Annotated in this window: 23 protein-coding genes and 1 pseudogene; 16 read left to right on the top strand and 8 right to left on the bottom strand. The window is 72.9% G+C overall.

The window, feature by feature from the left end; genetic code table 11:
* The first annotated feature begins 300 nt into the window (after positions 1–300).
* The gene (locus ACIP82_RS11010; protein ID WP_400652925.1) at positions 301–1,011 is read left to right on the top strand and encodes an ABC transporter ATP-binding protein; all 711 of its coding nucleotides are present in this window, start codon (positions 301–303) and stop codon (positions 1,009–1,011) included.
* A gap of 271 nt (positions 1,012–1,282) precedes the next feature.
* On the opposite strand, the gene ACIP82_RS11005 is transcribed toward ACIP82_RS11010, so the two are convergent.
* The 4 genes from ACIP82_RS11005 to ACIP82_RS10990 form a co-directional block, all read right to left on the bottom strand.
* Positions 1,283–1,558 (bottom strand): hypothetical protein, encoded by a 276-nt coding sequence (locus ACIP82_RS11005; RefSeq protein ID WP_363612962.1) that lies wholly within the window; start codon positions 1,556–1,558, stop codon positions 1,283–1,285.
* A gap of 122 nt (positions 1,559–1,680) precedes the next feature.
* Positions 1,681–3,309 (bottom strand): FAD-binding oxidoreductase, encoded by a 1,629-nt coding sequence (locus ACIP82_RS11000; RefSeq protein ID WP_400652923.1) that lies wholly within the window; start codon positions 3,307–3,309, stop codon positions 1,681–1,683.
* Between the two features lie 364 nt (positions 3,310–3,673).
* Positions 3,674–4,177 (bottom strand): hypothetical protein, encoded by a 504-nt coding sequence (locus tag ACIP82_RS10995; RefSeq protein ID WP_400652921.1) that lies wholly within the window; start codon positions 4,175–4,177, stop codon positions 3,674–3,676.
* On the bottom strand, positions 4,174–5,085 hold the full coding sequence (locus ACIP82_RS10990; RefSeq protein WP_400652919.1) for a class I SAM-dependent methyltransferase: 912 nt from the start codon (positions 5,083–5,085) through the stop codon (positions 4,174–4,176). The genes ACIP82_RS10995 and ACIP82_RS10990 overlap by 4 nt, the downstream gene beginning before the upstream one ends.
* A gap of 48 nt (positions 5,086–5,133) precedes the next feature.
* Between ACIP82_RS10990 and ACIP82_RS10985 the strand changes: the two are divergent.
* From ACIP82_RS10985 to ACIP82_RS10945, 9 genes and pseudogenes are all read left to right on the top strand, one after another.
* A pseudogene (locus tag ACIP82_RS10985) lies at positions 5,134–5,550 on the top strand (FAD-dependent monooxygenase); the annotation flags it as partial.
* A gap of 137 nt (positions 5,551–5,687) precedes the next feature.
* The gene (locus tag ACIP82_RS10980; protein WP_363612970.1) at positions 5,688–6,206 is read left to right on the top strand and encodes a MarR family transcriptional regulator; all 519 of its coding nucleotides are present in this window, start codon (positions 5,688–5,690) and stop codon (positions 6,204–6,206) included.
* A 131-nt stretch (positions 6,207–6,337) separates the two neighbouring features.
* Positions 6,338–6,817, top strand: a complete 480-nt coding sequence (locus tag ACIP82_RS10975) for a hypothetical protein (RefSeq protein WP_400652916.1) — start codon at positions 6,338–6,340, stop codon at positions 6,815–6,817.
* 77 nt (positions 6,818–6,894) lie between these two features.
* On the top strand, positions 6,895–7,761 hold the full coding sequence (locus ACIP82_RS10970) for an NmrA family NAD(P)-binding protein (RefSeq protein WP_400652914.1): 867 nt from the start codon (positions 6,895–6,897) through the stop codon (positions 7,759–7,761).
* Between the two features lie 393 nt (positions 7,762–8,154).
* Positions 8,155–12,033, top strand: coding sequence for a Pls/PosA family non-ribosomal peptide synthetase (locus tag ACIP82_RS10965; protein ID WP_400652912.1), 3,879 nt, complete (start codon positions 8,155–8,157; stop codon positions 12,031–12,033).
* 86 nt (positions 12,034–12,119) lie between these two features.
* A complete protein-coding gene (locus ACIP82_RS10960; protein WP_400652910.1) occupies positions 12,120–13,466 on the top strand; it encodes a M1 family metallopeptidase in 1,347 nt (448 codons plus the stop codon).
* Between the two features lie 267 nt (positions 13,467–13,733).
* Entirely contained in the window at positions 13,734–15,116 is a 1,383-nt protein-coding gene (locus tag ACIP82_RS10955; protein ID WP_400652909.1) for a serine hydrolase domain-containing protein, read from the top strand.
* A gap of 311 nt (positions 15,117–15,427) precedes the next feature.
* Complete coding sequence (locus tag ACIP82_RS10950; RefSeq protein WP_400652907.1) at positions 15,428–16,309, top strand: GNAT family N-acetyltransferase; 882 nt, start codon at positions 15,428–15,430, stop codon at positions 16,307–16,309.
* Positions 16,306–17,130, top strand: coding sequence for a lysophospholipid acyltransferase family protein (locus ACIP82_RS10945; RefSeq protein WP_400652905.1), 825 nt, complete (start codon positions 16,306–16,308; stop codon positions 17,128–17,130). The genes ACIP82_RS10950 and ACIP82_RS10945 overlap by 4 nt, the downstream gene beginning before the upstream one ends.
* Before the next feature lie 46 nt (positions 17,131–17,176).
* Here the strand turns inward: ACIP82_RS10945 and ACIP82_RS10940 are convergent, their stop codons facing one another.
* On the bottom strand, positions 17,177–18,718 hold the full coding sequence (locus ACIP82_RS10940) for an MFS transporter (protein ID WP_400652904.1): 1,542 nt from the start codon (positions 18,716–18,718) through the stop codon (positions 17,177–17,179).
* Positions 18,719–18,880: 162 nt separating this feature from the next.
* On the opposite strand from ACIP82_RS10940, the gene ACIP82_RS10935 reads away from it, so the two are divergent.
* The 3 genes from ACIP82_RS10935 (at position 18,881) to pip (ending at position 21,193) form a co-directional block, all read left to right on the top strand.
* Complete coding sequence (locus tag ACIP82_RS10935; protein WP_363612988.1) at positions 18,881–19,561, top strand: TetR/AcrR family transcriptional regulator C-terminal domain-containing protein; 681 nt, start codon at positions 18,881–18,883, stop codon at positions 19,559–19,561.
* Between the two features lie 61 nt (positions 19,562–19,622).
* A complete protein-coding gene (locus ACIP82_RS10930) occupies positions 19,623–20,105 on the top strand; it encodes a hypothetical protein (RefSeq protein ID WP_400652903.1) in 483 nt (160 codons plus the stop codon).
* A gap of 107 nt (positions 20,106–20,212) precedes the next feature.
* Complete coding sequence (pip, locus tag ACIP82_RS10925) at positions 20,213–21,193, top strand: prolyl aminopeptidase (protein WP_400652902.1); 981 nt, start codon at positions 20,213–20,215, stop codon at positions 21,191–21,193.
* 56 nt (positions 21,194–21,249) lie between these two features.
* Here pip and ACIP82_RS10920 read toward each other — a convergent pair whose 3' ends face one another.
* Positions 21,250–21,840, bottom strand: coding sequence for a MarR family transcriptional regulator (locus ACIP82_RS10920; protein ID WP_363612994.1), 591 nt, complete (start codon positions 21,838–21,840; stop codon positions 21,250–21,252).
* 91 nt (positions 21,841–21,931) lie between these two features.
* Here ACIP82_RS10920 and ACIP82_RS10915 point away from each other — a divergent pair, with 91 nt between their 5' ends.
* Complete coding sequence (locus ACIP82_RS10915; protein ID WP_400652899.1) at positions 21,932–23,206, top strand: MFS transporter; 1,275 nt, start codon at positions 21,932–21,934, stop codon at positions 23,204–23,206.
* 65 nt (positions 23,207–23,271) lie between these two features.
* The gene (locus tag ACIP82_RS10910; protein WP_363612998.1) at positions 23,272–24,270 is read left to right on the top strand and encodes a YdcF family protein; all 999 of its coding nucleotides are present in this window, start codon (positions 23,272–23,274) and stop codon (positions 24,268–24,270) included.
* 105 nt (positions 24,271–24,375) lie between these two features.
* On the opposite strand, the gene ACIP82_RS10905 is transcribed toward ACIP82_RS10910, so the two are convergent.
* Entirely contained in the window at positions 24,376–24,918 is a 543-nt protein-coding gene (locus tag ACIP82_RS10905; RefSeq protein WP_400652897.1) for a PaaI family thioesterase, read from the bottom strand.
* A gap of 288 nt (positions 24,919–25,206) precedes the next feature.
* Between ACIP82_RS10905 and ACIP82_RS10900 the strand changes: the two genes are divergently transcribed.
* A complete protein-coding gene (locus ACIP82_RS10900) occupies positions 25,207–25,332 on the top strand; it encodes a hypothetical protein (RefSeq protein WP_400652895.1) in 126 nt (41 codons plus the stop codon).
* 13 nt (positions 25,333–25,345) lie between these two features.
* Here ACIP82_RS10900 and mca read toward each other — a convergent pair whose 3' ends face one another.
* On the bottom strand, positions 25,346–26,227 hold the full coding sequence (mca, locus tag ACIP82_RS10895) for a mycothiol conjugate amidase Mca (RefSeq protein ID WP_400652894.1): 882 nt from the start codon (positions 26,225–26,227) through the stop codon (positions 25,346–25,348).
* Positions 26,228–26,229 lie beyond the last annotated feature (2 nt).

The raw sequence follows: 26,229 nt of genomic DNA, 5'->3' as shown, positions 1-26,229 counted from the left end.
TGCCTGTTCCGGACAGATTCCGGCCAGGGATGAATGCCTGTCACGCACCGAGGCAGTGATCACCGGCGCTTGATCACCGGATAGCGGACGATGCTGTCAGATTCACTGCAAGAACGGAAGGGACTTGCGCGAAACATGTAAGTAGTGAGCAAATTCTCGGCATTGACGACGTCAGCCCGCATGACACACCGTCAATACGCCATGGACACATCATGCAATACGCCTGAAACCATCCAGGCATCACACCTCACACCACACCTCGGACCGCAGAGCCGAGGAACACATCCAGGGGGCCGCCGTATGACGCAGCAACCGGTCGGCACCGTCACCGCTCCCATGGTGACCGTCACCGACCTCTGGCACAGTTTCGGCACCGGGGAGCGAACCGTGCACGCGCTGCGTGGCGTCTCGTGCACCATCGGGCGCGGCGAACTCACCGCCCTGAAGGGGCGGTCGGGCTCGGGCAAGACCACCCTGCTCAACCTGGTCGGCGGGCTGGACACCCCGACCAGCGGCACCATCAGCCTGGACGGCACCGACATGGCCGGCCTGGACGAAGACGGAAGGCTCGCGCTGCGCCGGGACCGGATCGGGTTCGTGTTCCAGTCCTTCGGCCTGCTCCCGGTACTCACCGCCGCCGAGAACGTCGGGGTGCCGATGCGGTTGCGCAAGATCCCGGCCGCGCAGCGCGAGGAGCGCGCCCACACCCTGCTGGCGCTGGTCGGCCTCGCGGACCACGCCAACCAGCGCCCGGGCGAGCTGTCCGGCGGGCAGCAGCAGCGCGTCGCCATCGCCCGCGCGCTCGCCAACGAACCGGACCTGATCATCGCGGACGAGCCCACCGGGCAGCTGGACTCCGAGACCGGCCGCTCGATCATGCAGCTGCTGCGCGCGGTCGTCCGCAGCGAGGGCGTCACCGTGCTGGTCGCGACCCACGACCAGAACCTGATCGAGCTGGCCGACCGGGTGGTCGAGCTCCGCGACGGCCGACTCATCGAGGGGGCCTCCTGATCGCGTGACCACGCCGGAGACACCGAGCGGCCTCGGCTGCCGCGGCCCGGCCCGGCCCGGTAGGAGCGTGCCCCACCGTCGCAGCCCAACCCCGCGCGGAGCGGCCCCCCGGGAGGTCACTTCGGCCCTGGCCTGTCCGGCCGGCCCGGTCGGTCGGTCGACCCAGTCGGTCGGGTCGGTCCGGAGGACGGGCCACGGCCGTACTGCGTCGTGCCGCGCCCTGCCCTGCCGCACCACACCGCAGATTCGGTCGCGGTCGGGCGGGCCGCGGTCAGCGGGCCCTGAGTGCCGCCTCGCACGCCCGGCACCGCCGAGTCCGCTGCGACGGCGGGTACCAGGGCCGGCCCGGTCCGGTCGGCCGGTACGGCTCCCGTTCGAGGTCACCGGTGTCGATTCCGCAGAATGTGAGTGGCCCCGGGTCCTCCGGTACATCCGGATCGGAGGGCGCCGCGTGCACCCAGCGCACCCGGGCACCCACGTCGACCTCTCCCGCGTCCAGCACCTCCGTGGCCGACTCCAGCTCGACCAGCACGATCACTCCGCTCATACCTCGACCCTGCGCCCCGGCGGCAGTGTCCGCATCCCGGCCGTACCGGATGCGCCGCCCCAGCCCGGACTCCCGGCCCCGGCCCCGGCCCCAGCCCCAGCCCCAGCGAAGTATGCGGACGGTCAGGGCTTCGGCAGCGTGATCGACTGCGCGTGATGGAACACCTCCCCCTCGTCCCAGATCTTCTTGGTCCGCTGCAGCCGGGCGTAGTTCTCCTTGTAGTAGAGGCGCTGGTAGGCGGGGTCGGCCTGGCCGGCCAGGCCGAGATCGACGTCCGGGTAGTTGACATAGGCACCATCGGTGTCGGCACCGATCTCCGGGATGCCACCGGTCTCCCGGTAGACGTCCCGGTAAAGGCCCCTGAGGTAGCCCAGGTGGGCGGCGTCATGGGCCGGGTCCGTCCAGTACGTCTGGTACTGCAGCTTCATGATCGAGTCCCGCTGCGGCACGGCGGTGTCCGCAGGCAGCCGGTCGTTCACCTTGCAGCCGTAGGAGTCGATCTGCACCAGCGTCCGCCCGAGGTCGCCGCCCGGGACGTCCCTCGTCAGACCTGCCCAGAAGGCCCCGATCTGGGCAGTGGTGAAGGGTCGTCGATGGTAGGCCGACTTGTACTTGCCTCGTTGGTTGTCACCGGATGAGTTGAGCGTCATGGTGGCCTGGAACCACGGCATCTGACGGCGCTTGTCCGGATAGGGCAGGAAAAGTCCTCCGGCGACGTGGGTCTGAACGACCGATCTGGTCCTGATCCCCCTTTCCATGGCGGCCAGGAATTCCTCCAATGGCGCCGGATCGTCCTCGTCCCACTGGCTGAACAGAACGACGTTCCCGTTCGACCGGTGGGTGAGCATGAGAATGGAGAACAACCCCTGATAGACCTGCTCCTCCTTTCCACTGTGCTCCATCAGGAACGCGCCGAAGTTGTCCAGCAGTGTGCGGAAATCCTCAGGGCGGTTCACCAAGTCCTCCCAGGGCCAGGCGACGCTGCTCAGCCAGACCCTCGGCGGCGGCCTTGGGATGTTCCGGGCAAAGTGGTAGCGCAGGACCACCCCGAAGTTCCCGCCACCACCTCCGGTGTGCGCCCAGAAGAGATCCTTCTCCGGCGAGCCCTCGCCGTCGTCCCGGTGGGCCCTGGCCACCTCGACCGTGCCGCCCCGGACGGTCACCACGTCGACCTGGACCAGGTGGTCGACCGTCAACCCGTGCCGCCGGGACAGGACCCCGTACCCGCCCCCGCAGATGTGGCCGCCGGCACCGACCGAGTAGCACGAGCCGGCGGGCAGCGTGACACCGTGCTTGCGGAAGAGGGTGGTGTAGATGTCCCAGTTGGTGGCACCGCCCTCCACGCAGTAACTCGGCCTGCCGAACTTGTCCCTCGCCGCGTGGACGCCGCGCATGGTGCTGAGGTCGAGAATGACGCCCTTGTCATTGTCGACGAACCCCTCGTAACAGTGCCCGCCGCCCCGGATCGTCGGCCGCAGACCGCTGTCGAGCGCCGCCCTCAGCTCCGCCACCGCGTCCGTCTCGTTTCCCACCAGCCGGATGTAGGCGGGCCGGCTGCCCCAGCGCTGGTTGAAGCCCTGACTGAGCGTCTGGTAGCGAGAGTCGTCCGGCAGCACGGACTGCCCCTCGGGCACCGCCGCCACCTCGGCGGCGGCGGTGACGTCCGCCAGGCCCAGCGAGGCGCCGGAAACCCCGACCGTGGCCATTCCGGCGCTGCCGAGGAATCCACGACGGGAGAACTCTTGCCCCATGCCAGGACCCCACTTTCTCGACTCTGAGAAGCTGACGGCCGCACGCTAGCACGGGCGTTTGAGCAAGGGAATCCCTATACGAATTAATGTGACAGTACGTCCTTTTCTTGGAATCTTCCGAAGCGCCTTCCCCGCCGCATTGTCAGTGGCACCGCTTAATGTCCCGTCACCCGGTCGAGCAGAAGCTCGGGACCAGCCACCGAGGAGGAAGCCATGCGGCGTCATACCCGCCGACCCGACCACCCCCTGGGCACCACAGACACCACCGGGCAGGCCCCGAATCCAGCCCCGCCCCCGTACCCGCCGCAGGCTCGACGCCGCTCGGACGTCAGAACCGAGACCGGACACGGCGCCGGAGTGACCGTCAGAGCGGCTCGGTGTACCAGCGGCGGTGGACGACGGGCTCCACCAGAAGAACGGCGACGCCCGCCGTGAGAGCGACCACGGCCGCCGGAAGGCTCTGCCAGGCGGCCGCCACCGCACCGGCGACGACGACCGGCGGGCGCAACAGGGTGAGCGGGCCAAGACCGATGATCATGGCAAGGGTGCTGAGCCGGAACGGTCCGACCAGGTAGCAGGCCAGGCTGCCCAGGACCAGGGCGCTGTACGGCCCGTAGACCACGAGCATTCGCAGGCCCGCCTCGTCGAGTTCGCGGTAGCGGGCCGCCGGGTCGTCCGACCCGAGCAGGACCGCCCCGGCGACGGCGGCCGCCGCGAGCAGGCCGGGCGTGCCGTGAGCGAGACCGCGCAGGGCGGCCCGGCGGTTGCCGGCGGCACGGCGGATCCGGCCGTCGCGCCCGCTGGAGGCGCGGAAGCCGGCGAAGGCCGCGTCGAGGAGGCCGAGGAGGAGAAGCAGGACGGCACTCACCCGGCGGCTCCGACGAGGCGGCGGGCGTCCCACTCCAGGGCGGCGCTCAGTGGGGCGACGAGTTCGGGAAGCACGCCGAGCACCGGACGCAGGGTCGTGCAGAACGGGTTGCTGTGGCCGCGCGGCTCGTAGAGCAGCGGGACGAGGCCTCGGGCGTGGGCGGCGGCACGCAGCAGGGTGGCGTCGTCATGGGCGCGGCGGGCGGACGCCACGCCGTCGTGGCGTCCGAGGGGGTCGCGCATGCGGGCTCGGTGGAACACCCAGGCGCCGATCGGGGCGAGGCCGGTGGCGGCGATGTCGTAGTGGCAGAAGGCGACCGTACCGGGCCGGCCCTGGGCGGCGAAGAAGGCGTCGAGGTCGGCGTCGCGGAAGTGGTGGAGCAGCCCGGTGGAGACGTACACCGTGCCGGGTTCGTCGAGTTGGAAGGCGTCACCGTGGACGAAGCGGCAGGGCAGGTGTTCGGCGCGGGCGAGCCGTTCGGCCTCGGCGACCAGGGCGGCGTTGAGGTCGACGCCGAGCAGTTCGACGTCCGGTCCGAGGACGCCGGTGGCGGCGATCCACCGGACGAGGTAGCCGAGGCCGCAGCCGATGTCGACGATCCGTACCAGTCCCGGCCGGGTCTGGCGGACGGCGTCGAGCAGCGGGCGCAGCAGGGCGGCGAGCCGGTCGCCGAGGCGCAGTTCCTCGCTGAGGCGCTGGAGTTCGGTGTGGACGGCCACCAGTCGGCGGTCGACGGCGGCCGGGTCGAGGATTCCGCCGGCCGCGGGCAGGCCCTCGGCGATCCTGGCCGCGCGGTGCTGCCCGGTTCGCCGCAGCCGCTCGACGACATCGGCACGCCGGACGGGCAGCCGCTCGCGGGTGCGCGGGTCGTGGGCGACGATCAGGTCGGAGATCTCGATCAGTTGCACGGCGGTACGGTACGCCCCTCCTCGAAGCACCGCGCAGCGGGCACCGCCCGCCCGGAGGCTGTCCTGCACCACGACGTCAACGAACTGGTCACGCCGCTGCCCTCGTTCGCGGTGGGCCGGGTCGCGCTGCTCGGCGACGCGGCACACGCCATGACGCCCCACCTCGGCCAGGGCGCGTGCCAGGCACTGGAGGACGCGGTGACCCTGGCCGCCGCGCTCGGCTCGGCGCCGACGGTGGAGGCGGCTCTCGCGCGTTACGACGCCGAGCGGCGCCCGCGCAGCCGAACGGTGGCCCGCGACGCGCGCCGGGCGGGCCGGACGGGACAGCAGCTCGCCCATCCGCTGACCGTCGCCGCGCGCAACGCGGCGATCCGGTTCACCCCACCCGGCGTGATGATCCGTACGGTTCTGCGGCACGCCGACTGGACACCGCCGCGGATCATCCCGAGCACGACCCGCGCCTGACGAGCACGGACAGGCCCCCCTTGGGACTGCACCGGAGCCGCTGTGGTCCGCCCTTGCCGGGGCGGACCACAGCGGCTTCGAACGACACCCATCGCCCAGGCTTGACCGATCAACTGATTAGGCGCCATATTACTCCCATGGAGCAGCACCCGGCCGAAAGCGGCGCACCCACGCTCGACCAGGCACGACGACAGATCGCCCGCTACGGCCTGACGGCCGACCCGCAGGCGGTACTGGTCGCGGTGCGGCTGATGGCGGCGGGCGCCCGGCTCGGCCAGGCCGGAGAGGCACACTTCTCCCGCTTCGGCCTGTCCACCGGCCGCTACCGGCTGCTGGCCGACCTGGAGGACCACAACGGAGAGAAGTCACCCTCCCAGCTGGCGGCCAGTCTCGGCGTCTCGCGGGCGACCGTGACCGGGCTGGTCGACGGACTCGAACGCGAGGGCCTGGTCGCCCGCCGACCGTCCACCGATGACGGCCGGGGCAACGTGGTGATGCTGACGACCCGCGGCGCCCAGCGCCTGCGGGACATGGCACCGGAGCACTTCGAGCGGATGCAGGCCATGGTCGGCGGGCTCTCGGTCGAGGAGCGCACGGTCTTTCTCGGCCTGCTGGCCCGGCTGGTCGAGGGCATGAACGCCCTGACCGCCGACTGACGCCGACCCGGCCCGACCCGACCCGGCGGGCCGCCTTGCGCACGACAGGCGGCCCGTCCTTCTCACGCCCCAATAGTTAGCCACCTAAACACCAATACTTAGCCACCTAATCACCTGGCGAGGAGACCCCCATGCCCCGACGGCAGGACACGCTCACCGAAAGCCCCGCCGAAGCCCCCGGCACACCACCCCCCTTCGTGCTCTGGCGCGAGGTCCTGGTCGCCTACGCCATGCCCGCCGTGATGGCCGGGATCGGCGGGATCGCGACCCGCCGACCGGAGCTGATGATCGCGGCCGGCACCACCATCGCCGGCACCTCGGCCGCGGTCGCGGCCCTGGTCGGCTCGCGACTGCGCCGCCGCCCGGCACGCTCCTGGACCGTGCGGGTGCCGCGCATCCTGCTGGCGGCCGGGTTCGGGCTCGGCGCCGCGGCGCTCGGACTGCTGCTCGGCTGGTCCGGCGCGCACTGGCTGCCCGGGATCCCGGCCCTGGCCGCAAGCCCGTGGCCCGGGCGGCTCCGCTTCGACCTGCCGGTGTCGGCGGCGATCGCCGCCACCATGATCACCTGGCGCTGGCGCGGCACCCGCGCACACCGCCGCCGGCAGCACTGACCCCACCGACCGCACCCTCCGGGCCCCTTCCGGATCCGATCCGGATCCATTTCAGCCCCACTCGAAAGGCAGACGACATGATCGTCATCATGGGCGCCACCGGCGCCACCGGCGGCGCCGCACTCCGGAGTCTCGCCGAACTCGGCGTGCCGAGCCGCGCACTCGGCCGCGACCCGGGCCGCCTCGCGGCCGACCTCACCGACCACACCCGCCGACTGGTCGAGCCGGTGTTCGCCGACGCCGGGGACCAGGGCTCCCTGCGCGAGGCCTTCAAGGGCGCCCGCCAGCTGTTCCTCACCATGGCGAACGGGCCCCAGCAGGTCGAACACGAACTGCGGGCCATCGACCTGGCCGTGGCCGGCGGCGTGCAGCACATCGTCAAGATCTCCGCGCCCGCCGCCGAGCCGGACTCCCCCGTCGCCGTCTCGCGGGGCCACCACCGGATCGAGGAACACCTGCGGGCCTCGGGCGTCACGGCGACGATCCTGCGTCCGTACGCCTTCATGCAGAAGCTGCTGCTCCTGGCACCCGGCATAGCGGCGGCCGGCCTGATGCACGGCGCGATGGGCGACGCCCCGTGCAACTACGTCGACTGCCGGGACATCGGCGACGTGGCCGCCGCCGCACTCACCCGGCCGGAGATCGCCGGCGGGACGTACCACCTGACCGGCGGGCGGGCGTACAGCCACCCGGAACTCGCCGGGCTGCTGAGCCAGCTGCTCGGCCGGCCGGTGCGCTATCTCGACCTGGCACCCGGGGAGCTGCACGCGCACCTCGTCCAGCGGGCCGGCATGCCGGACTGGCTGGCCGCCCATGTCGTGGAGATCCAGCAGCTCGCGGCGGCCAGGCCGGAGGTCCCCGACGACATCGCCACCCGGCTGACCGGCCGCGCCCCGCGCACCCTGGAGGCGTTCCTCCGCGAGCACCTGGACCGGTTCCACTGACCCCTCCGCACACCACGGCGGGCCCGACGAACGGCCGGACAGATCCGAGCACGGCCCCGGAAGGCGGGCCCGCCACCCGGAGGGAGCGCGAATCCGGTGTGGCGTGGATCACTGCCGAAAAACTGAACTGACGATCCGTCAATTCTACTGATAAGCCGTCATGTCGACTCAACGGAGGCTCAGTTATTGACTGACAAACAGTCAGATTCAGTCATTCCAGAGCAAGTTGGGTGGAGTGTCAGGCAGTACGGCCCTCACCACCCAGGACTAGCATCGGTCGGGTTGCCCGTTCCGGCCCCGGAGTGGGGTCACCCGTCAGACGAGTGCCCCCACCGCCCCCAGGGACCGGACATCGGTCGGGACGGGGCGAGGACAAGGAGCGCACGGACTGCCATGACCGCTGAACCGAGCCGGACGAACCAGCACCCACCGGTACCGCAGGCCCTTTTCCCCGGCCGCCCGGCCGCCGCCCCGCGCACCCTGGTCGACGTCCTCGACGCCACCGTCCGCGCCCACCCGAACGAGCCGGCCCTGGACGACGGTCACACCGTGCTCAGCTACCGCGCGCTCGCCGCCGAGGTCGAGCAAGTGCGCCGGCGGCTGGCCGCCGCCGGGGTCGGCCCGGGCGACCGGGTCGGCGTCCGCGTCCCGTCCGGCACCAACGACCTCTACGTCTCCATCCTCGCCGTCCTGGCCGCCGGCGCCGCCTACGTGCCCGTCGACGCCGAGGACCCGGACGAACGCGCACAGCTGGTCTTCGAGGAGGCCGCGGTCGCCGCCGTGCTCGGCGCCGAACGCGCGCTGACCGTGACCGGAGAGCACCGGCAGCCCGTCGGCCCCGGCCGTCCGGACCCCTCCGACGACGCCTGGATCATCTTCACCTCGGGCTCCACCGGCCGCCCCAAGGGCGTCGCCGTCACCCACCGAAACGCCGCCGCCTTCGTGGACGCCGAGGCCGCGCTGTTCCTCCAGGACGAGCCGATCGGCCCCGGCGACCGCGTGATGGCCGGCCTCTCCGTCGCCTTCGACGCCTCCTGCGAGGAGATGTGGCTCGCCTGGCGCTACGGCGCCTGCCTGGTGCCCGTCCCCCGCTCCCAGGTCCGCAGCGGCGCCGACCTCGGCCCCTGGCTCGCCGAGCAGGAGATCACCGTGGTCTCCACCGTCCCGACCCTGGCCGCGCTCTGGCCCGCCGAGGCGCTGAACGAGGTCCGGCTGCTGATCTTCGGCGGCGAGGCCTGCCCGCCCGAGCTGGTGCAGCGCCTGGTCACCGAGGGCCGCGAGGTCTGGAACACCTACGGCCCGACCGAGGCCACCGTGGTGGCCTGCGCGGCGCTGCTGACGGGCGAGGGTCCGGTCCGGATCGGCCTGCCGCTGGACGGCTGGGACCTCGCCGTGGTCGACGAGGCGGGCACCCCGGTCACGCCGGGCGGCACCGGCCAGCTGGTGATCGGCGGCGTCGGCCTGGCCCGCTACCTGGACCCGGTCAAGGACACCGAGAAGTACGCACCGCTGCCCTCGCTCGGCTGGGACCGCGCCTACCGCAGCGGCGACCTCGTCCAGGCCGATCCGGCGGGCCTGCTCTTCCTCGGCCGCACCGACGAGCAGATCAAGCTCGGCGGCCGCCGGATCGAACTGGGCGAGGTCGACGCGGCACTCCAGGCCCTGCCCGGCGTGGCCGGGGCGGCGGCCGCCGTCCGCACCGCGCGCGGCGGCAACCAGCTGCTCGTCGGCTACCTGGTCACCAAGGACGGCTGGGACCGCGAACAGGCCGTCGAACGGCTGCGCGCCGAGCTCCCGGCCGCCCTGGTGCCGCTCCTCGCGCCCGTCGACTCGCTGCCCACCCGTACCTCCGGCAAGGTCGACCGCAACGCCCTGCCCTGGCCGCTGCCCGGCCTGGAGACCGCCGGGCCGACCGAGCAGCTGTACGGCACCGAGGCCTGGCTGGCCGAGCAGTGGAGCGAGATCCTGGGCGTGCCGGTGAGCGGCCCGCGCGACGACTTCTTCGCCATCGGCGGCGGCAGTCTGGCAGCGGCCCGGCTCACCACCCTGCTGCGCGCCCGCTACCCGAGCGCCGCGGTGCTGGACATCTACCAGCAGCCGACGCTGCGCAAGCTCGCCCGCCACCTGGAGCGCACGGCGGCCGACAGCGGCGAGACCCGCACCATCGCCCTGGTGCCGACCAGGGCCAAACTGCTCCAGCTGCTCCTGCTGATCCCGCTGTTCACCGTGGTCGGACTGCGCTGGACGGTCGCGCTGCTGGCGCTCGGCAACGTCCTCACCCACCTCGGCGACTACCCGTGGGCGCCGACCGCGTCCTGGTGGGCGGTGGGCGCGGGCGCACTCGCCCTGTACACCCCGGCGGGCCGGCTGGCGATCGCGGCCGGCGGCGCCCGGCTGCTGCTGCGCGGTCTGCGACCGGGCAGCTATCCGCGCGGCGGCGGCACCCATCTGCGGCTCTGGACGGCCGAACGGCTCGCCGAGATGAGCGGCGCCACCGGGCTCTCCGGGGCCTGGCTGGTGCGCTACGCGCGGGCGCTCGGCGCCAGGGTCGGCCCGGAGGTGGACCTGCACTCGCTGCCGCCGATCACCGGCATGCTCAAGCTGGGCCGGGGCTGTGCGGTGGAGGCCGAGGTGGACCTCTGCGGCTACTGGCTGGACGGCGACCGTCTGGAGGTCGGCCAGATCAAGGTCGGCTCCGGCGCCGTGGTCGGGACGCGCTCGACGCTGCTCCCCGGTGCCAGGGTCGGCAAGCGCGCCCAGGTGGTGGCCGGCTCCAGCGTGACCGCACAGGTCCCGACCGGCCAGCGCTGGGGCGGCGCACCCGCCGTCAAACTGGGCCGTGCCGAACGGGCCTGGCCCAAGGAACGCCCGGCGCGCCAGGTCCGCTGGGCCGTGCTCTACGGGGTCAGCGGCACGGCGCTCAGCCTGCAGCCGGTGCTGCCCGCGCTGGCCGCGCTCGCGGTGCTCGCCCGCTTCGTCCACCCCGGCGGCGGCCTCGGCACCGCGCTCGGCGGCGCCCTGCTCGCCCTGCTGCCCGCCACCCTGGCGTACGGCCTGCTTTACGCGGCGCAGCTGGTGGCGGCGGTACGGCTGCTGAGCATCGGCCTGACGCCCGGGGTGCACCCGCTGCACGGCCGGGTCGGCTGGCAGGCCTGGACGGTCACGCAGCTGATGGACCAGGCCCGCGAGATCCTGTTCCCGCTGTACGCCGGTCTGATCACCCCGTTCTGGCTGCGGGCGCTCGGGATGAAGGTCGGCCGGGGCGCCGAGGTGTCCACGGTGCTGGCCCTGCCCAGCCTGACCACGGTCGGGGACGGCGCGTTCCTGGCCGACGACACCCTGATCGCCCCGTACGAGCTGGGCGGCGGCTGGGTGCGGCTCGGCGAGGCGAAGGTCGGCGAGCGCGCCTTCCTCGGCAACTCGGGGATGACCGCGCCCGGGCGGGCCGTGCCGGCCCGCGGCCTGGTGGGCGTCCTGTCGGCGACGCCGAAGAAGGCGAAGAAGGGCGGCTCGTACCTGGGCATGCCGCCGATGCGCCTGCCGCGCTCGGCCGACGAGGCCGACCAGAGCCTCACCTACGAGCCGCCGGCCCGGCTGCTCTGGGCGCGCGGGCTGGTCGAGGTGGCCCGGCTGCTGCCGGTGCTGGCGTCCGGGGCGCTCGGCGCGCTGACGCTGGCAACGCTGTCCTGGCTGGCCGACGGCTGGTCGCCGGCGGTGGCCGCGCTGCTCTCCGGTCTGGTGCTGCTGGCGGCCGGCGGGGTGGCCTGCCTGGTCGCGGTGGCGGCGAAGTGGCTGCTGGTCGGCCGGTTCCGGGCGGTGGAGCATCCGCTGTGGAGCGGCTTCGTGTGGCGCAACGAGCTCGCGGACACCTTCGTCGAGGTGCTGGCGGTGCCATGGCTGGTCGGCTCGGTGCCCGGCACACCGCTGCTGAACGTCTGGCTGCGGGCGCTCGGCGCGGGCATCGGGCGGGGCGTCTGGTGCGAGAGCTACTGGCTGCCGGAGGCCGACCTGGTCACTCTCGGGGACGGGGTCAGCATCAACCGGGGCTGTGTGGTGCAGACCCACCTCTTCCACGACCGGATCATGCGGATGGATACTGTCATCCTCCGCGAGGGCGCCACCCTGGGCCCGGGCGGCATCGTGCTGCCCGGCAGCACGGTGGGCGCGCGCAGCACGCTGGGCCCGGCCTCGCTGGTGATGCGCGCCGAGTCCGTCCCCGCCGACACGCGGTGGCTGGGCAACCCGATCGAGGCGTGGCAGACCACGCCATGACCATCCGCCCCGCTGGCGGCGTCCCCGACACCCCGCACGTCCCCCGTCCCCCCACGTCCGCCATCTCACAGGGAGCACACGACCCGGTGAAACCCCGCCCCGTGCAGCCCGAGCACGCCCCGGCGGCCCCCAGCGCCGCCCCGGACCCCTACTTCCCCAACAGTGGGGATCCGCGCTACCGGGTCCACCGCTACGAACTCGCCCTGGACTACCGTCCCGGCCCCAACCGACTCGGCGGCACCGCCCGGCTCAGCGCCGTCGCGGGCGTCGCCCTGGCCGAGTTCGCGCTCGACCTCGGTGAGTTCAGGATCGGCCGGGTCCTGGTCGACGGCAGGGCCGCCCGGTACACCCACCGGGGCGGCAAGCTGCGGATCCGCCCGGCGAAGGCGCTCGCCGCCGGTGCGGCGTTCACCGTCGAGGTGCACTACACCGGCAACCCCCGCCCGGTGCGCAGCCCGTGGGGCGGCCTCGGCTGGGAGGAGCTGACCGACGGCGCGCTGGTGGCCAGCCAGCCCGTCGGAGCGCCGTCCTGGTTCCCGTGCAACGACCGGCCCGCCGACAAGGCCGGCTACCAGATAGCGATCACCACACCGTCCCCGTACACCGTGGTGGTCGGCGGCCGGCTGCTGACCCGGACGACCCGGGCGTCCAGCACCACCTGGGTGTACGAGCAGAGCGAGCCGACCTCGACCTACCTGGTCACCGTCTCGATCGGCCAGTACCGGGCGGTCCGGTTCGCCGAGCGCCCCGCCGTCCCGCAGACCGGCTACCTGCCGGAGCGGCTGGCGGACGGGTTCGGCGCGGGCTTCGACCAGCAGCCGCGGATGATGGAGTACTTCGAGGAGGTCTTCGGACCGTACCCGTTCGGCGAGTACGCGGTGGTCGTCGCCGACGAGGAGCTGGACGTCCCGGTCGAGGCGCAGGGCGTCGCCACCTTCGGCACCAACCACCTCGGCGGGGGCTGGGACCGCGAGCGCCTGATCGCCCACGAGCTGGCCCACCAGTGGTTCGGCAACAGCCTCACCATCGCCGACTGGAGCCACATCTGGCTCAACGAGGGCTTCGCCAAGTACGCGGAGTGGCTCTGGTCCGAGCACGCCGGCGGCCCGACCGCCGCCACCCGCGCCGCCGCCGCGCACACCCTCCTGGCCGGGCTCCCGCAGGACCTCCGGCTCGCCGGCCCCGGCCGGAAGCTGATGTTCGACGACCGCCTCTACCAGCGCGGCGGCCTCGCCGTCCACGCCCTGCGGCAGGCCCTCGGCGACCCGTCCTTCTTTCGCATGCTCAAGGACTGGGCCACCCTCAACCGCCACGGTGTCGTCAGCACCGCCGGCCTCACCGCGCACGTCTCCCGCTACACGGACGCCCCGCTGGGGCCTCTGCTCGACGCCTGGCTCCACCGCCCCGAGCTGCCACCGCTCCCGGTCGGCTGACGCCGGGAAAGCGGCGTGTTGGGCCCTGGACCGATGTCCAGGGCCAACTGCCCTCCGGCGGATGAACGGTGGGGCAGGTCCGGGTCCGGGCAGCCGACATTCCAGGACGGCACCGGTGAAAAGGGGTGGAGCGGAGACGATGACCGGGCTAGGTTGGGGGCGCCGTCCGGCTCGCGCGTGACACCGCGGTGCATACCGGTGATTCACCGGCGGTGCGTCGGCCGCGCTCACAACCACCCGATGCCGCCGAGGAATTCAGAGGATCAGATGACCGACCAGCCTGACGAGCTGTTCCCCGCCACCCGCCGTGCCCTGCTGCACCGGATCGCGGTGGCGCAGGCCGAAGGCCGCACACCGTCCCTGGTCGCCGCGGTGGTCCGGGACGGCCGACTGGTCTGGAGCGGCGCCCGCAGCATGATCGACGGCCATGCCCCCACTCCCGGGGTGCAGTACCGGATCGGCTCGCTGACCAAGGCCTTCGTCGCCGTGCTGGTGCTGCGACTGCGCGACGAGGGCCTGCTCGACCTGGCCGACCCGCTCGAACGCCATCTTCCCGGCACCCCGGCGGGCGGGGCCACCATCGCCCAGCTGCTGGCGCACTCCGCCGGTCTCGCCGCCGAGACACCCGGGCCCTGGTGGGAGCGGACCGACGGCTCGCTGCGCCCGGCTCTGGACGACATCCTGGAGGCCGACGCCCCGCTCAAGCACCCGGCCGGCCGGCGCCACCACTACTCCAACCCCGGCTACGCCCTGCTCGGCGCCCTGGTGGAACGGCTGCGCGGCAGGCCGTGGGGCGAGGTGCTGCGGTACGAGGTGCTGGAGCCGCTCGGCATGGACCGCACCACCCTGCTCCCCGAGCACCCGCACGCGGGCGGCTTCGCCGTCCACCCCTGGGCGGACGTCATGCTGCCCGAGCCGCTCACCGACACCGGTCTGATGGCCCCGGCCGGGCAGCTCTGGTCCACCGCCACCGACCTGGCCCGCTGGGCCGCCTTCCTGGCCGGCGGCGACGAGAAGGTGCTGGCCGCCGCCACCCTGGCCGAGATGCGCCGGCCCGCCGTCGGCCCGGAGAGCGCCGACTGGTCCGGCGCCTACGGCCTCGGCCTGCAGCTGTTCCGCCACGAGGGCCGGGTGCTGTACGGCCACACCGGTTCGATGCCCGGGTTCACCGCCGGACTCTGGATCAGCGAGGCGGACGGCCTGGCCGCACTGGCGCTGAGCAACGCGACCGGCGGCGCCAACACCCCGCTGGTGGCCGCGGAGTTGATCGCCCTCACCGCGAAGCACGAGCCGCGGCTGCCGGAGCCCTGGCGGCCGTTGCCCAGCGTGGACGAGGAACTGCTGGCGCTCACCGGCCCGTGGTACTGGGGCGCCACCGCCCACGCACTGCGGCTCAAGGCCGACCGCGTCCTGGAGCTCGCCTCGCTCGCCGGCGGCGGCGGCCGGAGCTCGTCCTTCCGCCCCGAGCCGGACGGCAGCTGGACGGGGCTCGACAACTACTACGCGGGCGAGACACTGCGCGTGGTGCGGGCCGCCGACGGCTCGGTGAGCCATCTGGACCTGGGCTCCTTCGTGCTCACCCGCGAACCGTACGGCCCCGCCCCCGTCGTTCCGGGCGGCGTCGACCCGCAGGGGTGGCGCGCGGGCTGACGCCCGAGGCCCGCAGGGGCACTGGTGACGCGGCGCGCGCCCCCGCCGCACCACCAGTGCCCCCCCCTTGTCCACCCCTCGCCGGGAAGCGGGCGGCAACCCCCGGGTGCCCGTCAGGTGTCCTACGGATACCGGGTGGCCCCATTCAGCAGTTGCACATCTACCCTCCGCCGAACCGCAACGTGAACGCCAGCCGGCTCGGAAAAACATACGGATACCGGCTCGCCGCGCCCGTCCAGCCGTGCGAGCCGGGCCCGGTGCCACGACGACCCGTGGCACCTCCGTCCGTACTGCCCTGGAGGGTCCGCGCCATGACCACCGTCCCCACGTACACTCCGTCCGCAGTCGCCCCCGGCCACGCCGCAGCCGCGCCCGTCCCGCGCCCGGTCCGACCGGGCGCCCTCCAGCCGCCCCAGCCCAAGCCCCAGCCCCAGCCCCAGCCGGGCGCCGGGTACACCGTCGGCCTCGCCCGGGACGAGGACGACGTCCGCGCCGCCCAGCGGCTTCGCCACCAGGTGTTCGCCGCCGAACTCGGCGCCGTGCTGCACAGCCCGGTTCCGGGCCTGGACGTCGACCCGTTCGACGCGTACTGCGACCACCTGCTGGTCCGCGAGGGCGAGGACGGCGCCGTGGTCGGCACCTACCGTCTGCTGCGCCCCGAGGCCGCGCGACGGGCCGGCCGGCTCTACTCCGACGGCGAGTTCGACCTGGCCGGCCTCGCGCCGCTCCGTCCCGGCCTGGTGGAGCTGGGCCGCTCCTGCATCCACCCCGACCACCGGGGCAACGGCGCCGTCATCAACCTGATGTGGGGCGGCATCGCCCGTTACCTCGCCGACACCGGCAACACCTGGGTCGGCGGCTGCTGCTCGATATCGCTGGACGACGGCGGTGCCACCGCGGCCCGGGTCTGGGACACCGTCAGCGCCAAGCACCTCGCCCCCGAGGAGTACCGCGTGACCCCGCACCGCCCCTGGGACGCGACCGGTGTGCCACGGGCCGAGCGGGCGCCGCTGCCGGCCCTGCTCCGCGGCTACCTGCGGCTCGGCGCCTGGGTCTGCGGCGCCCCCGCGCACGACCCGGACTTCGCCACCGCCGACCTCTACGTGCTGCTGTCGCTCGAACGCACCGACCCGCGCTACCTGCGGCACTTCCTCTCCGGGCTCGCCACCCGGCCCGCGCACCCGGCCTCATGAGCGTCTGGCTGCCCACCGCGCCCTGCACCCCGGAGGCGTGCCTGGCCGAGCCGGGCCCGGTGGTCGCCCTCCCCCGGCGGGCGCTGCGGCTGACCGCCTGCCTGGCCGTCCTGGTCACGGGCCTGGCGCTCATCCCTCCGGTGCGCGCCCTCCCCCGCGCGGCACGCGACCGGCTGGTCCGGCTCTGGGCGCGCACCCTGCTGGGCTCGCTCGGGGTCACCCTCCGGCCCGGGCCGGCACCCGCCGCCGGGGGCGGGGTGCTCGTGGTCGCCAACCACGTCTCCTGGCTGGACATTCCGCTGATCGCGACCGGCCGGCCCGGCCGGTCGCTGGCCAAGACCGAGGTACGGCACTGGCCCGTTCTCGGGGCGCTGATCGCCCGGGGCGGCACCGTCTTCCTCGACCGCGACCGGCTGCGCACCCTCCCGGCCACCGTCGACACGGTCGCCGGGGAGCTGCGGGCCGGCCACCCCGTGATCGTCTTCCCGGAGGGCTCCACCTGGTGCGGAAGGGAGAGCGGCCGGTTCCGCCCGGCCCTCTTCCAGGCCGCGGTCCAGGTCGGCGCCCCCGTCCAGCCGGTGACGATCCGCTACCGGCTGGCGGACGGACGGCCGACCAGCGCGCCCGCCTTCGTCGGCGAGGACGGTCTGCTCACCTCGCTCGCCCGGGTGGTCGCGGTGCGCGGGCTGGTGGCGGAGGTGGACTTCCTGCCTCCGATCCACGCCCCCGCCCAGGCCCCCTCCGCGTCGCACCCCCGGTGGGCGGCCCGCCGGGAACTGGCCCGCTCCGCCCAGACCGCCGTGGAGGACGCCGCTCGATGAGCCTCGCCCGGCCGCGCCGGTCAATAGCGCGGGTCAGGAGCGCCGGTCAGCCGCGCCGGGCGTCCGTCAGCGGCGCCGACGCCGGCTCACCGCCCTGGTCCGGCACCGCGGGCCGGACGGCCGGGCGGAGCAGGACCGTGACCAGGAGGGCGGTGACGGCCAGCACCGCCGCTCCGCAGAGCACCGCGAGGTGCACGCCCTCGACGAAGGCGCCCTCCACTGCCGCCCGGACCGGGCCCGGCAGTTCGGCCGCCGCGCCGGAACCCTGGACACCGCTCCCACCGCCCGCACCGGCCAGCGCGTCGGCGGCCGGCCCGACCGCGCCGGGCGGGATGCCGAGCCGGCCCAGGTTCTCGGTGAGGGCTCCGTTCAGACGGTAGGTCAGGACGGCGCCCAGGACCGCGACGCCGACCACTCCGCCGAGCTCGCGCAGGGTGTTGATGGTCGCGGAGGCCATGCCGGCCTGCGGCGGCTCGACCCGCTGGAGGACGGCGATGGAGACGGGGGTGAACGTCAGGCCCATGCCCAGACCCATCGCGAACAGGGTCCACAGGTATTCGGGGTAGCGGGCCTGCCCGCCGTACAGGGCGAGGCCGCCGAGGCCGAAGGCGCACAGCGTCAGGCCCAGTGCCACGGGAAGCCGGGGACCGTAACGGGTGGTCAGCCGCTGGGAGAGCGGCGCCGCGAGGACGATCATCGCGGTCATCGGCAGCCCGGCATAGCCGGCGGCCGACGGCGACCAGCCCAGCACGTCCTGCATCAGCAGCGGCAGGAAGAACAGCGCGCCGAACATCCCGAAGCTGACCACGAAACCGCTGAGCATGGCGCCGCCGAGCACCCGGTCACGGAACAGCCGGAGCTCCAGCATGGGCTCGGCCACCCGCAGTTCGAGGAGCACGAAGGCGACCAGCAGCACCGCCGCCGCCACCGCGCAGACGAGCACCCGGGTGTCGGTCCAGCCCCGGGCCGGACCTTCGATCAGTGCGTAGACCAGCGCCCCCAGGCCGGCGGCGGAGAGCGCGAGCCCGGCGAGGTCGACGCGGCGCTCGCGCGGCGCGATGGCCGGCAGCACCCGGCCCGCCAGCAGCAGCCCGCCCACGCCGATCGGGACGTTGATCCAGAACACGCTGGCCCAGCCGAACGCCTCGACCATGGGCCCGCCGACCACCGGCCCGACCGACAGGCCGAGCGCGGAGACGCCCGACCAGAGACCGATCGCCCGGGCGCGCTCCCGCTGGTCGGTGAAGACGTGCCCCAGGATCGCCAGGCTGCCCGGGGTGAGCAGCGCGGCCCCCACCCCCTGGAGCATGCGGGCGGCGATGAGCACACCGGTCGTCCCGGCGAGCGCCGCGCACGCCGAGCCGAGGGTGAACAGGGCGAGGCCGAGCCGGAAGACCCGGGTACGGCCGTACCGGTCACCGAGCGCGCCGCCGGTGAGCAGCAGACCCGCGTAGACGAGGCTGTAGCCCTCGACCACCCACTGAAGGCCGCTGATACCGGTCCCCAGGTCCTGCCCGATCCGGGGCAGGGCGTTGTTGACGATGACGTTGTCCAGCATGGACATGAACATGGTGACGCACAGCGTCAAGAGCGCAAGCCTCTTGCGTCGGGCGCTCGACCCCTCCATCGGAAACCTCTCCCTCAGATGGGCCCCTAACACCGTTAGGGGCTGACCGGCACGCACAGACTGCCCCTAACGGTGTTAGATTGCAAGCGGGATTTCCGGATCCGCGGGAGGCGACACACATCCATGCCGGAGAACAACGACACCCAGCCCGGCCTGACCAGGGAGACCCTGGCCCAGGCGGCCCTGCGGGTCCTGGAACGGGAAGGCCTCGCGGGCCTGTCCATGCGGAAGGTCGCCGCCGAGGTCGGCGTCAAGGCGGCCTCGCTGTACTGGCACGTCCGCAACAAGGAGGAACTGCTCGACCTCCTCAATGACGCGATCATGGCCGGCGGCGAGCCGCCACCGCGCGAGGGCGACTGGCGCGGCCAGTTCCGCGAGTACTGCCGGCGCTACCGGCAACTCCTGCTGAGCCGACGCGACGCCGCCAAGGTCGTCGCGGGTCGCCTCGCCCCCGGCCCCAACCTGCTGCGGCTGCTGGAGGACCAGTTGGACCGGCTGCGCGAGGCCGGCTTCTCCAACGCCGACGCGGCCCTGGCCACCTATCTGCTCGGCGCCTACGTCCAGGGCTTCGTGCTCCAGGAACAGTCACCGATCTCCGCCGACGAGACGACGGGAACGAGCCGCCGGGACATCGCCGCCGCCGCTGCGAACCGCTTCCGGGCACTGCCGCCGGACGCCTTTCCCAACCTGGTCGCCCTGGCCGACGACCTCACCGAACCCTCGATGGACGCCCGCTTCGCGTTCGGCCTCGAACGCGTCCTCGACGGACTCGCCACCCTGCTGCCACCGGCAGACCACCGCTGATCCGATCATCTGTATGATCGCCGGGCCCAAGAGGGTTGATGCGGAAACGGGGGCGACTGCCATGCACGAGGACTCCACGGCGCGGACTGCCCAGCCCGGCCCTTCGCCCGGCGACCCGTCGGCCCGTCCGACTGCCGAACCGCCGGCCGGCCCCATGATGCCCGGCGACCCGACGCCCGTGCAGGGCGGCCAGACCGGACTGGCCACCGGGGCCGCGAAAGGCTGTCTCCACCTCCTCGGCGAGTTGACGATCGAGGCGGTCGGCACCGTGGTGCTGGGCGTCGCCACCACCGCTTCCCTGGCCGCCGTCTTCGTTCTCGCCCAACTGGCCCGCCGACACAGCCCCGCAGCGTCCTGTGCCTTCGCCGCGCTCGCCGTACTCGGCGTGGCCCACGGCATCCGCCGGCTCCGACGCCCCAAGGAACAGCGCACCCGCCTCGGCCGCCGCTCCGCCGCCGTCACCGGCGGACTCGGCCTCTGGCTGCTCGCCTGCCTCGGCTACGCCTCCTTCGGCACGGCGCTCGACCTCGGTTCCGGCCTCTGAGAACGCCGCGGCCTCCGGGCTCCGCTCCCTCCTCGGCGTCGACGGATCTCGGGCGGCCCGGGTAGCCTCACGGGCGTCCCGCCGCCCGCTCCCGGAGGTCTTCCGCCATGTCCGACCTGTATCCGCTCGGCCAACCGTACGCACAGGGGCTGCTGGAGGTCGGTGACGGCAACGAGATCCACTGGGAGGTGTCCGGCAACCCGGAGGGCAAGCCCGCCGTGGTGGTCCACGGCGGGCCCGGGTCCGGGCTCAGCGCGGGCAACCGGCGGTACTTCGATCCGGAGCGGTACCACCTCGTGCTGTTCGACCAGCGCGGATGCGGGCAGAGCAGGCCGCACGCGGCCGACCCGGCGACCGGACTGGCGCACAACACCACCGCGCACCTCATCGCGGACATGGAACGGCTGCGCGAGCATCTGGGCATCGACCGCTGGCTGCTGTACGGCGGTTCATGGGGCTCGACGCTGATCCTCGCGTACGCGCAGGCGCATCCCGAGCGGGTGTCGGAGATCGTGATCTGCGGGGTCACCATGACCCGCCCGGAAGAGATCGACTGGCTGTACCGGGGTGTCGGCCGGCTGCTGCCCGGTCCCTGGGAGGCGTTCCGGGCCGCGCTGCCGCCCGGCGAACAGGACGGCAACCTGGTGGCCGCGTACAGCCGACTGCTCAACAGCCCGGACGACGCGGTCCGGTCCGAGGCCGCGAAGTCCTGGGCGACCTGGGAGGACGCGGTGATCGCGCACGAGTCACTCGGCAAGCCGAACGCGTACACCGACCGGCCCGACGACGCGCTGATGGCGTTCACCCGGATCACCGCGCACTACTTCGCCCATGACGCCTTCCTGAAGGACGGCCAACTCCTGCGCGACGCCGGAAGGCTGGCCGGCATCCCGGGCGCGCTGATCCACGGCCGGCTGGATCTCGGCTCCCCGCTGTACACCGCCTGGTCGCTGGCAAAGGCCTGGCCGGACGCCGAGTTGACGGTCATCCAGGAATCCGGCCACACCGGCAGCCCGGCCATGCGGCAGGCGATCTTCGAGGCGATCGAGCGGTTCGCGACACCCGAACCCGGCCGCCGCGAACAGTGACGCCTTGTCAACGGCGCGCACCGACGGCAGCGCCGGGCGACCCGGCGCGATCTTGATCAGTCCTGGTCCGCCACGTTGGGGCCGGAGGAGTGCCGCCCGGCCCGACGGTGGCGCGTCCGGCGGCCTTCGGCCGAGGACGCTTCCTGCGCCAGGAGCACCCGGCGCAGCAGGTCGGACAGCTGTCGGCGCTCGTCGGGCGCCAGGACGCCGAGCAGTCGGCGCTCCTCCCGGCCGACGACGTCCAGGGCCTCCCGCCAGGCCGCCCGGCCGGCCTCGGTCAGCCCGACATCGACCCGGCGGCGGTCCTCGGTGGAGGGCGTGCGCACCACGAACCCCCGGCGTTCCAGGGCCTCCAGACGGCCGGTCACCGAGGCGGGCGCCAGGTTGAGGTCGACCCGCAGTTCGGACGGGGCGGCGTGGCCACCGCGACCGGCGAGAACATGGAGGGTGTCGAACTCGTGCTTCTGCAGGCCGTAGTCGGCGACCCCCTCCTCCCGGACGCGTCCCAGGTGCCGGGAGAGCTTGCTCATCCGGGTGACGGCTCCCTCGATGTCGGGATCGAGGTGGGGCAGGACGGGCCGCCAGCGGTCGACGTGACCGTCGGTCCAGTCACGCGGTTCATCCGGTCGCCGCTCGGGGTGTTCCATGGCACGAGTCTAAGCATCGCCGACCACCACCAAGATATTCGGCACCGAATATTTCATTGCAGAACTTTTGACACCGAAATACATTGCTCGCGTGACCCACCACCCACTGAGGCTCCGTGGCTTTCGGCTGCTCTTCATCGGCCGGACCATCTCCACTCTCGGCGATGCCGTCGTCCCCGCCGCACTCGCGATAGCCATCACGCGGGCCACCGGCTCCTCCGGTGCGCTCGCCCTGGTCCTGGGCTGCGCGATGGTGCCGCGGCTGCTGCTGCTCCCCTTGGGTGGCGTGATCGGGGACCGCTTCAACCCGCGGGTGGTGGCCCTGGCCACCGACCTGGTCCGGGCCGCCGCGCAGCTCTTCGTCGGCGTCGAACTGCTCGGCGGGGAGCCGAGCCTGACCCACATCGCGGTCGCCGAGGCACTCGGCGGCGTCGCCTCCGCGTTCGCCATGCCGACCGCCTCCCCCCTGGTCGCGGCCACCGTCGAAGGCCCGCACCGAATGCGGGCCAACGCACTGCTGGCCTCCGCCAGCAGCGCAGCGCGGCTCGGCGGCCCCGCACTGGCCGGTGTACTGGTGTACACGGCGGGCGCCGGCTGGGCGTTCGTCCTGGACGGCGTCTCCTTCGTCGTCAGTGCCGCACTCCTGGCCCGGATCACCGTCCGGCACGCCCCGGCCGAGCGTCGCTCGCTCCTCACCGATCTCGCCGAGGGATGGGTCGAACTACGTTCCCGGGACTGGTACTGGACCAGTCTGATCGCTCATGGCACGTGGAACGGCGCCGCCGCGGTCCTGCTCACCCTCGGCCCGCTGATCGCCACCGAGCGGCTGGGCGGGGACGGTGTCTGGATCGCGCTGACACAGGCCGGGGCGATCGGGATGCTCGCCGGTTCACTGCTCGCCGGACGGGTCCGGCCGCGCCGCCCGGTACTGCTGGCCAACCTGGGTCTCGCCCTCTACGCCCTGCCACTGCTCGCCCTCGCGGCGGCCGCCCCGGCTCCGGCCACCGTCGCCGCGTACGCGCTCGCGATGGCCGGCCTCGGCTTCCTCAGCCCGGTCTGGCAGACGGTGGTTCAACAGGAGTTCCCCGCACAGGTCCTGGCCAGGGTCACTTCCTACGACTGGCTGCTCTCGCTGGCCGCCGCGCCACTCGGCTACACGCTCGCCCCGCTGGCCGCCGACGCCTGGGGCAGCACCGGACCACTGCTGGTCACCGCCGCTCTGGTGATGCTGGCCTGCGCGGGTACGGCAGCGGTCCCGGGCGTACGCCGGGCCGGACGAGCTGGGCAGCCGCCGCCCGCCGGGGAGACCGGAGGAACCGGGGAGACCGGGGAGTCCCGCAAGGCTGAGCAGGCCGGGGAGAGTTGAGAGACCGGGAGCGTCCGTTTCCCAGGGGGATCATCCGTCGACTGCGGGGCCCATACGATACGAGCATGATCGCCTACGCTCCAGCTGCCCTGTTCTTCGTCTTGTGCGGGTTCGGGGTCTTGCGCGACCGTCGCCAGTTCAGCAACGCCGTCCTGCTCGGCATAGCCGTCTCCCTCCTCGCTCTGGCCCTGCTCACCGAACTGCGCAAGGCCCCCACTCTGATCGTCGAGCTGGCAGCGGCCGCGATCGTTCTGCTGCCGACGATCGGCACCCTGGCGCTGATCGGCTTTCTGATCACCAATGGACTGACCATGATCCGCAAGGAGGGCAGGAGGCCGGCCAACCTGCTCTCACTCCTCGCGGGCCTCGGCATCCTGGCGGTGATCGGGCTGCTCGGCGCGGCGCTGCTCACCCGCTCCTATCGGCTGGGCATTCTCGCGGGCACCGCCATGCTGGTGGTCGGATACATCTCCTTCCTGTTCGTCTGCTTCGTCGGCTACGCCTTCCTCTACGGACGTCACCGGCCGCGCCGGGACGTGGACTTCGTGGTGGTGCTCGGCTCCGGCCTGATCGGCGGCGACCGGGTGCCGCCACTCCTGGCCAGCCGGCTGAACCGGGGACGCGACGTCTACGAGAGGCAGGCCGCCCGCGGCAACCCCCCGGTGCTGATCACCTCAGGCGGGCAGGGCCCGGACGAGAAGCTGCCGGAGTCGCATGCGATGGCCGACTACCTCCTTGAGCGCGGTTTTCCGGAGGAGCACATCGAGCGCGAGGACCGCTCACGCACCACCGAGGAAAACCTGCTGTACAGCAAGGTGATCATGGAGCAGGCCAACCCCGAGTACCGCTGTGTGATCGTCACCAACAACTTCCACGCCTTCCGTGCCGCGCTGACCGCCCGTAAGTCCGGTGTGAACGGTCAGGTGTTCGGCTCGCCCACGGCCGCCTACTACTGGCCGAGCGCGACGATCCGCGAGTTCGCCGCAGTGTTCCTCTCCCACAGGTTGGTCAACTTCGGTATCTGCGGCTTCCTCGCACTGTGCGGGGTGCTCGCCGTACTCTGACGCCCTCGCCCTTCCTGGCCCCGGACGCGCCCGTGGCGACCGGGGCCCTTCTGTCTCGGCCTGTGCGGCAACAGCCCGCCTGCGATCACCACTCGGGCCGTGGGGTCAGGCGGCCGGTCGCGGGGCCAGGACCGCGCAGGTGGTGGTGGCGTGCGCGTACAGTTTGCCGTCCTTGACGCCTGTCACCCGCGCCTCGGCGGTCGCCACCATCCGGCCGACGTGCAGGGCGACACCCTCACAACGCAGCGCCCCGGAATCGGCGAACAGCGGACGCACCATATGGACGTTCAGCTGCGTGGTCGTATAGCCGATACCGGCGGGCAGCCGACTCATCACGGCGCAGCCGAGCGCCGAATCGAGCAGGGTGGCGAGGTAGCCGCCGTGAACGGTGTTCATCGGGTTGTACAGGTGGTCACCGAGCTCACCCTCGAACACCGCCGTACCCGGTCCCGCCTCGACCAGACGGAAGCCCAGGGTGCTCCCGATCGCCGGCGCCTGGATCCGGCCCGCGAGCATCTCCCGCAGGATCTCCTCCCCCGTGAGATGCGGGAACGCGGACACCGGCGGACCGGCCGACCACTGATGGGTGCGCGTGCGCGGCTGCTGGTCCATCAGGGACGCTTCGTCACCGAGCTCATAAGTCGTCATGCCATCAACCTGCCCTGTTCTCCTGCGGCACTCAAGTGCGATTCCACACCACGGTGGTGGCCGCGCCATGGCGGCATCGGCCATGACGTGTGGCCGGAGCGCGGCTGACTGTCACGCACCTCCCGTCGCCCGTACGCGGCACGGCATCCGATCGAACTCCTCCCTACCAGGAGTCCCCATGGCTGTTCTGTCGGCGCCCCACCACGCTGACCGCCACCGCCGCCGGCAGCGACTCGGTCACGCTCACCTGGCGGGCAGTCACCGGCCCCGGCCACTTCGTCCTCGCCGATGGCCAGTGCTGACAGCGGCGCCAACAGTGGTGCCGGCCTTACCGCCTGCGGCCGCACCGTCCACGGCGCCACCGGCACGCCCGAGGACAGCACCACCACGCACCGTTCGCGGCTGCGGCCCTGACCGCTGAAGCCCCTCATCCGCCGGCCTCCCCGGGGCGCAGACCTGCGAACAGGTCGGTCTCGGGGAGTCGACTCGCCACCAGACTCCGCGCGAGGTGGTAGTCTTCGGTCGGCCAGACCTCGCGCTCGATGTCGCGCGGGTGCGCCATGAATCCCGCGCCGGACTCGATCTGGGTGGCATGCGCGAGCAACGCGGCGTCCCGTACGGCGAACTGCTCGGCGCAGGCGATCCGGGTGGTGATGGCGAGCGCGGGCGGGGTGTCGGGCCACCCGGCGAGCAGCTCGCCCATGGCCGACTCGACGCCCCGCGCCGTCATCGCGTCGTGCAGGGTCTGGAACCAGGCCCGGGACAGCGCCAGGTGGTAGTAGAGCTTGGCCACCTGCCAGGGCTCCCCCAGCTCGGGATGGCGGTCGGGATCGGCCGCCACCCCGAGGGCCTCGACGGTGACCCGGTGGGCCATCACGTGGTCGGGGTGCGGGTATCCGCCCGTCTCGTCATAGGTGACGACCACGTGCGGGCGGAACTCTCGGATCAGGGCGACCAGCGGCTCCGCGGCGACCGCGACCGGCTGACGTGCGAAGCACCCGTCGGGCAGCCGTTCTCCGGCGCCGGGAAGGCCCGAGTCGGTGAAGCCGAGGAAACGCTGCTCCACGCCGAGGATCTCGCGCGCGGCCGCCATCTCCCGGCGGCGGATCCGCGCGAGGTCCGAGCGCACCTCAGGACGGTCGAGCGCCGGATTGAGAACGGTTCCCCGCTCACCACCGGTACAGGTGGCGACCAGCACGTCCACCCCCTCGGCGGCATACCGGGCCAGTGTGGCCGCACCCTTGCTGGATTCGTCGTCGGGGTGGGCGTGCACGCTCAGCAGACGGAGTGCGGGGGGCTTGGTGACCATGG

This window comes from Kitasatospora sp. NPDC088548, assembly GCF_044753005.1.
Taxonomy (GTDB): Bacteria; Actinomycetota; Actinomycetes; order Streptomycetales; family Streptomycetaceae; genus Kitasatospora.
This window is presented reverse-complemented; position numbering and strand designations above follow the sequence as displayed.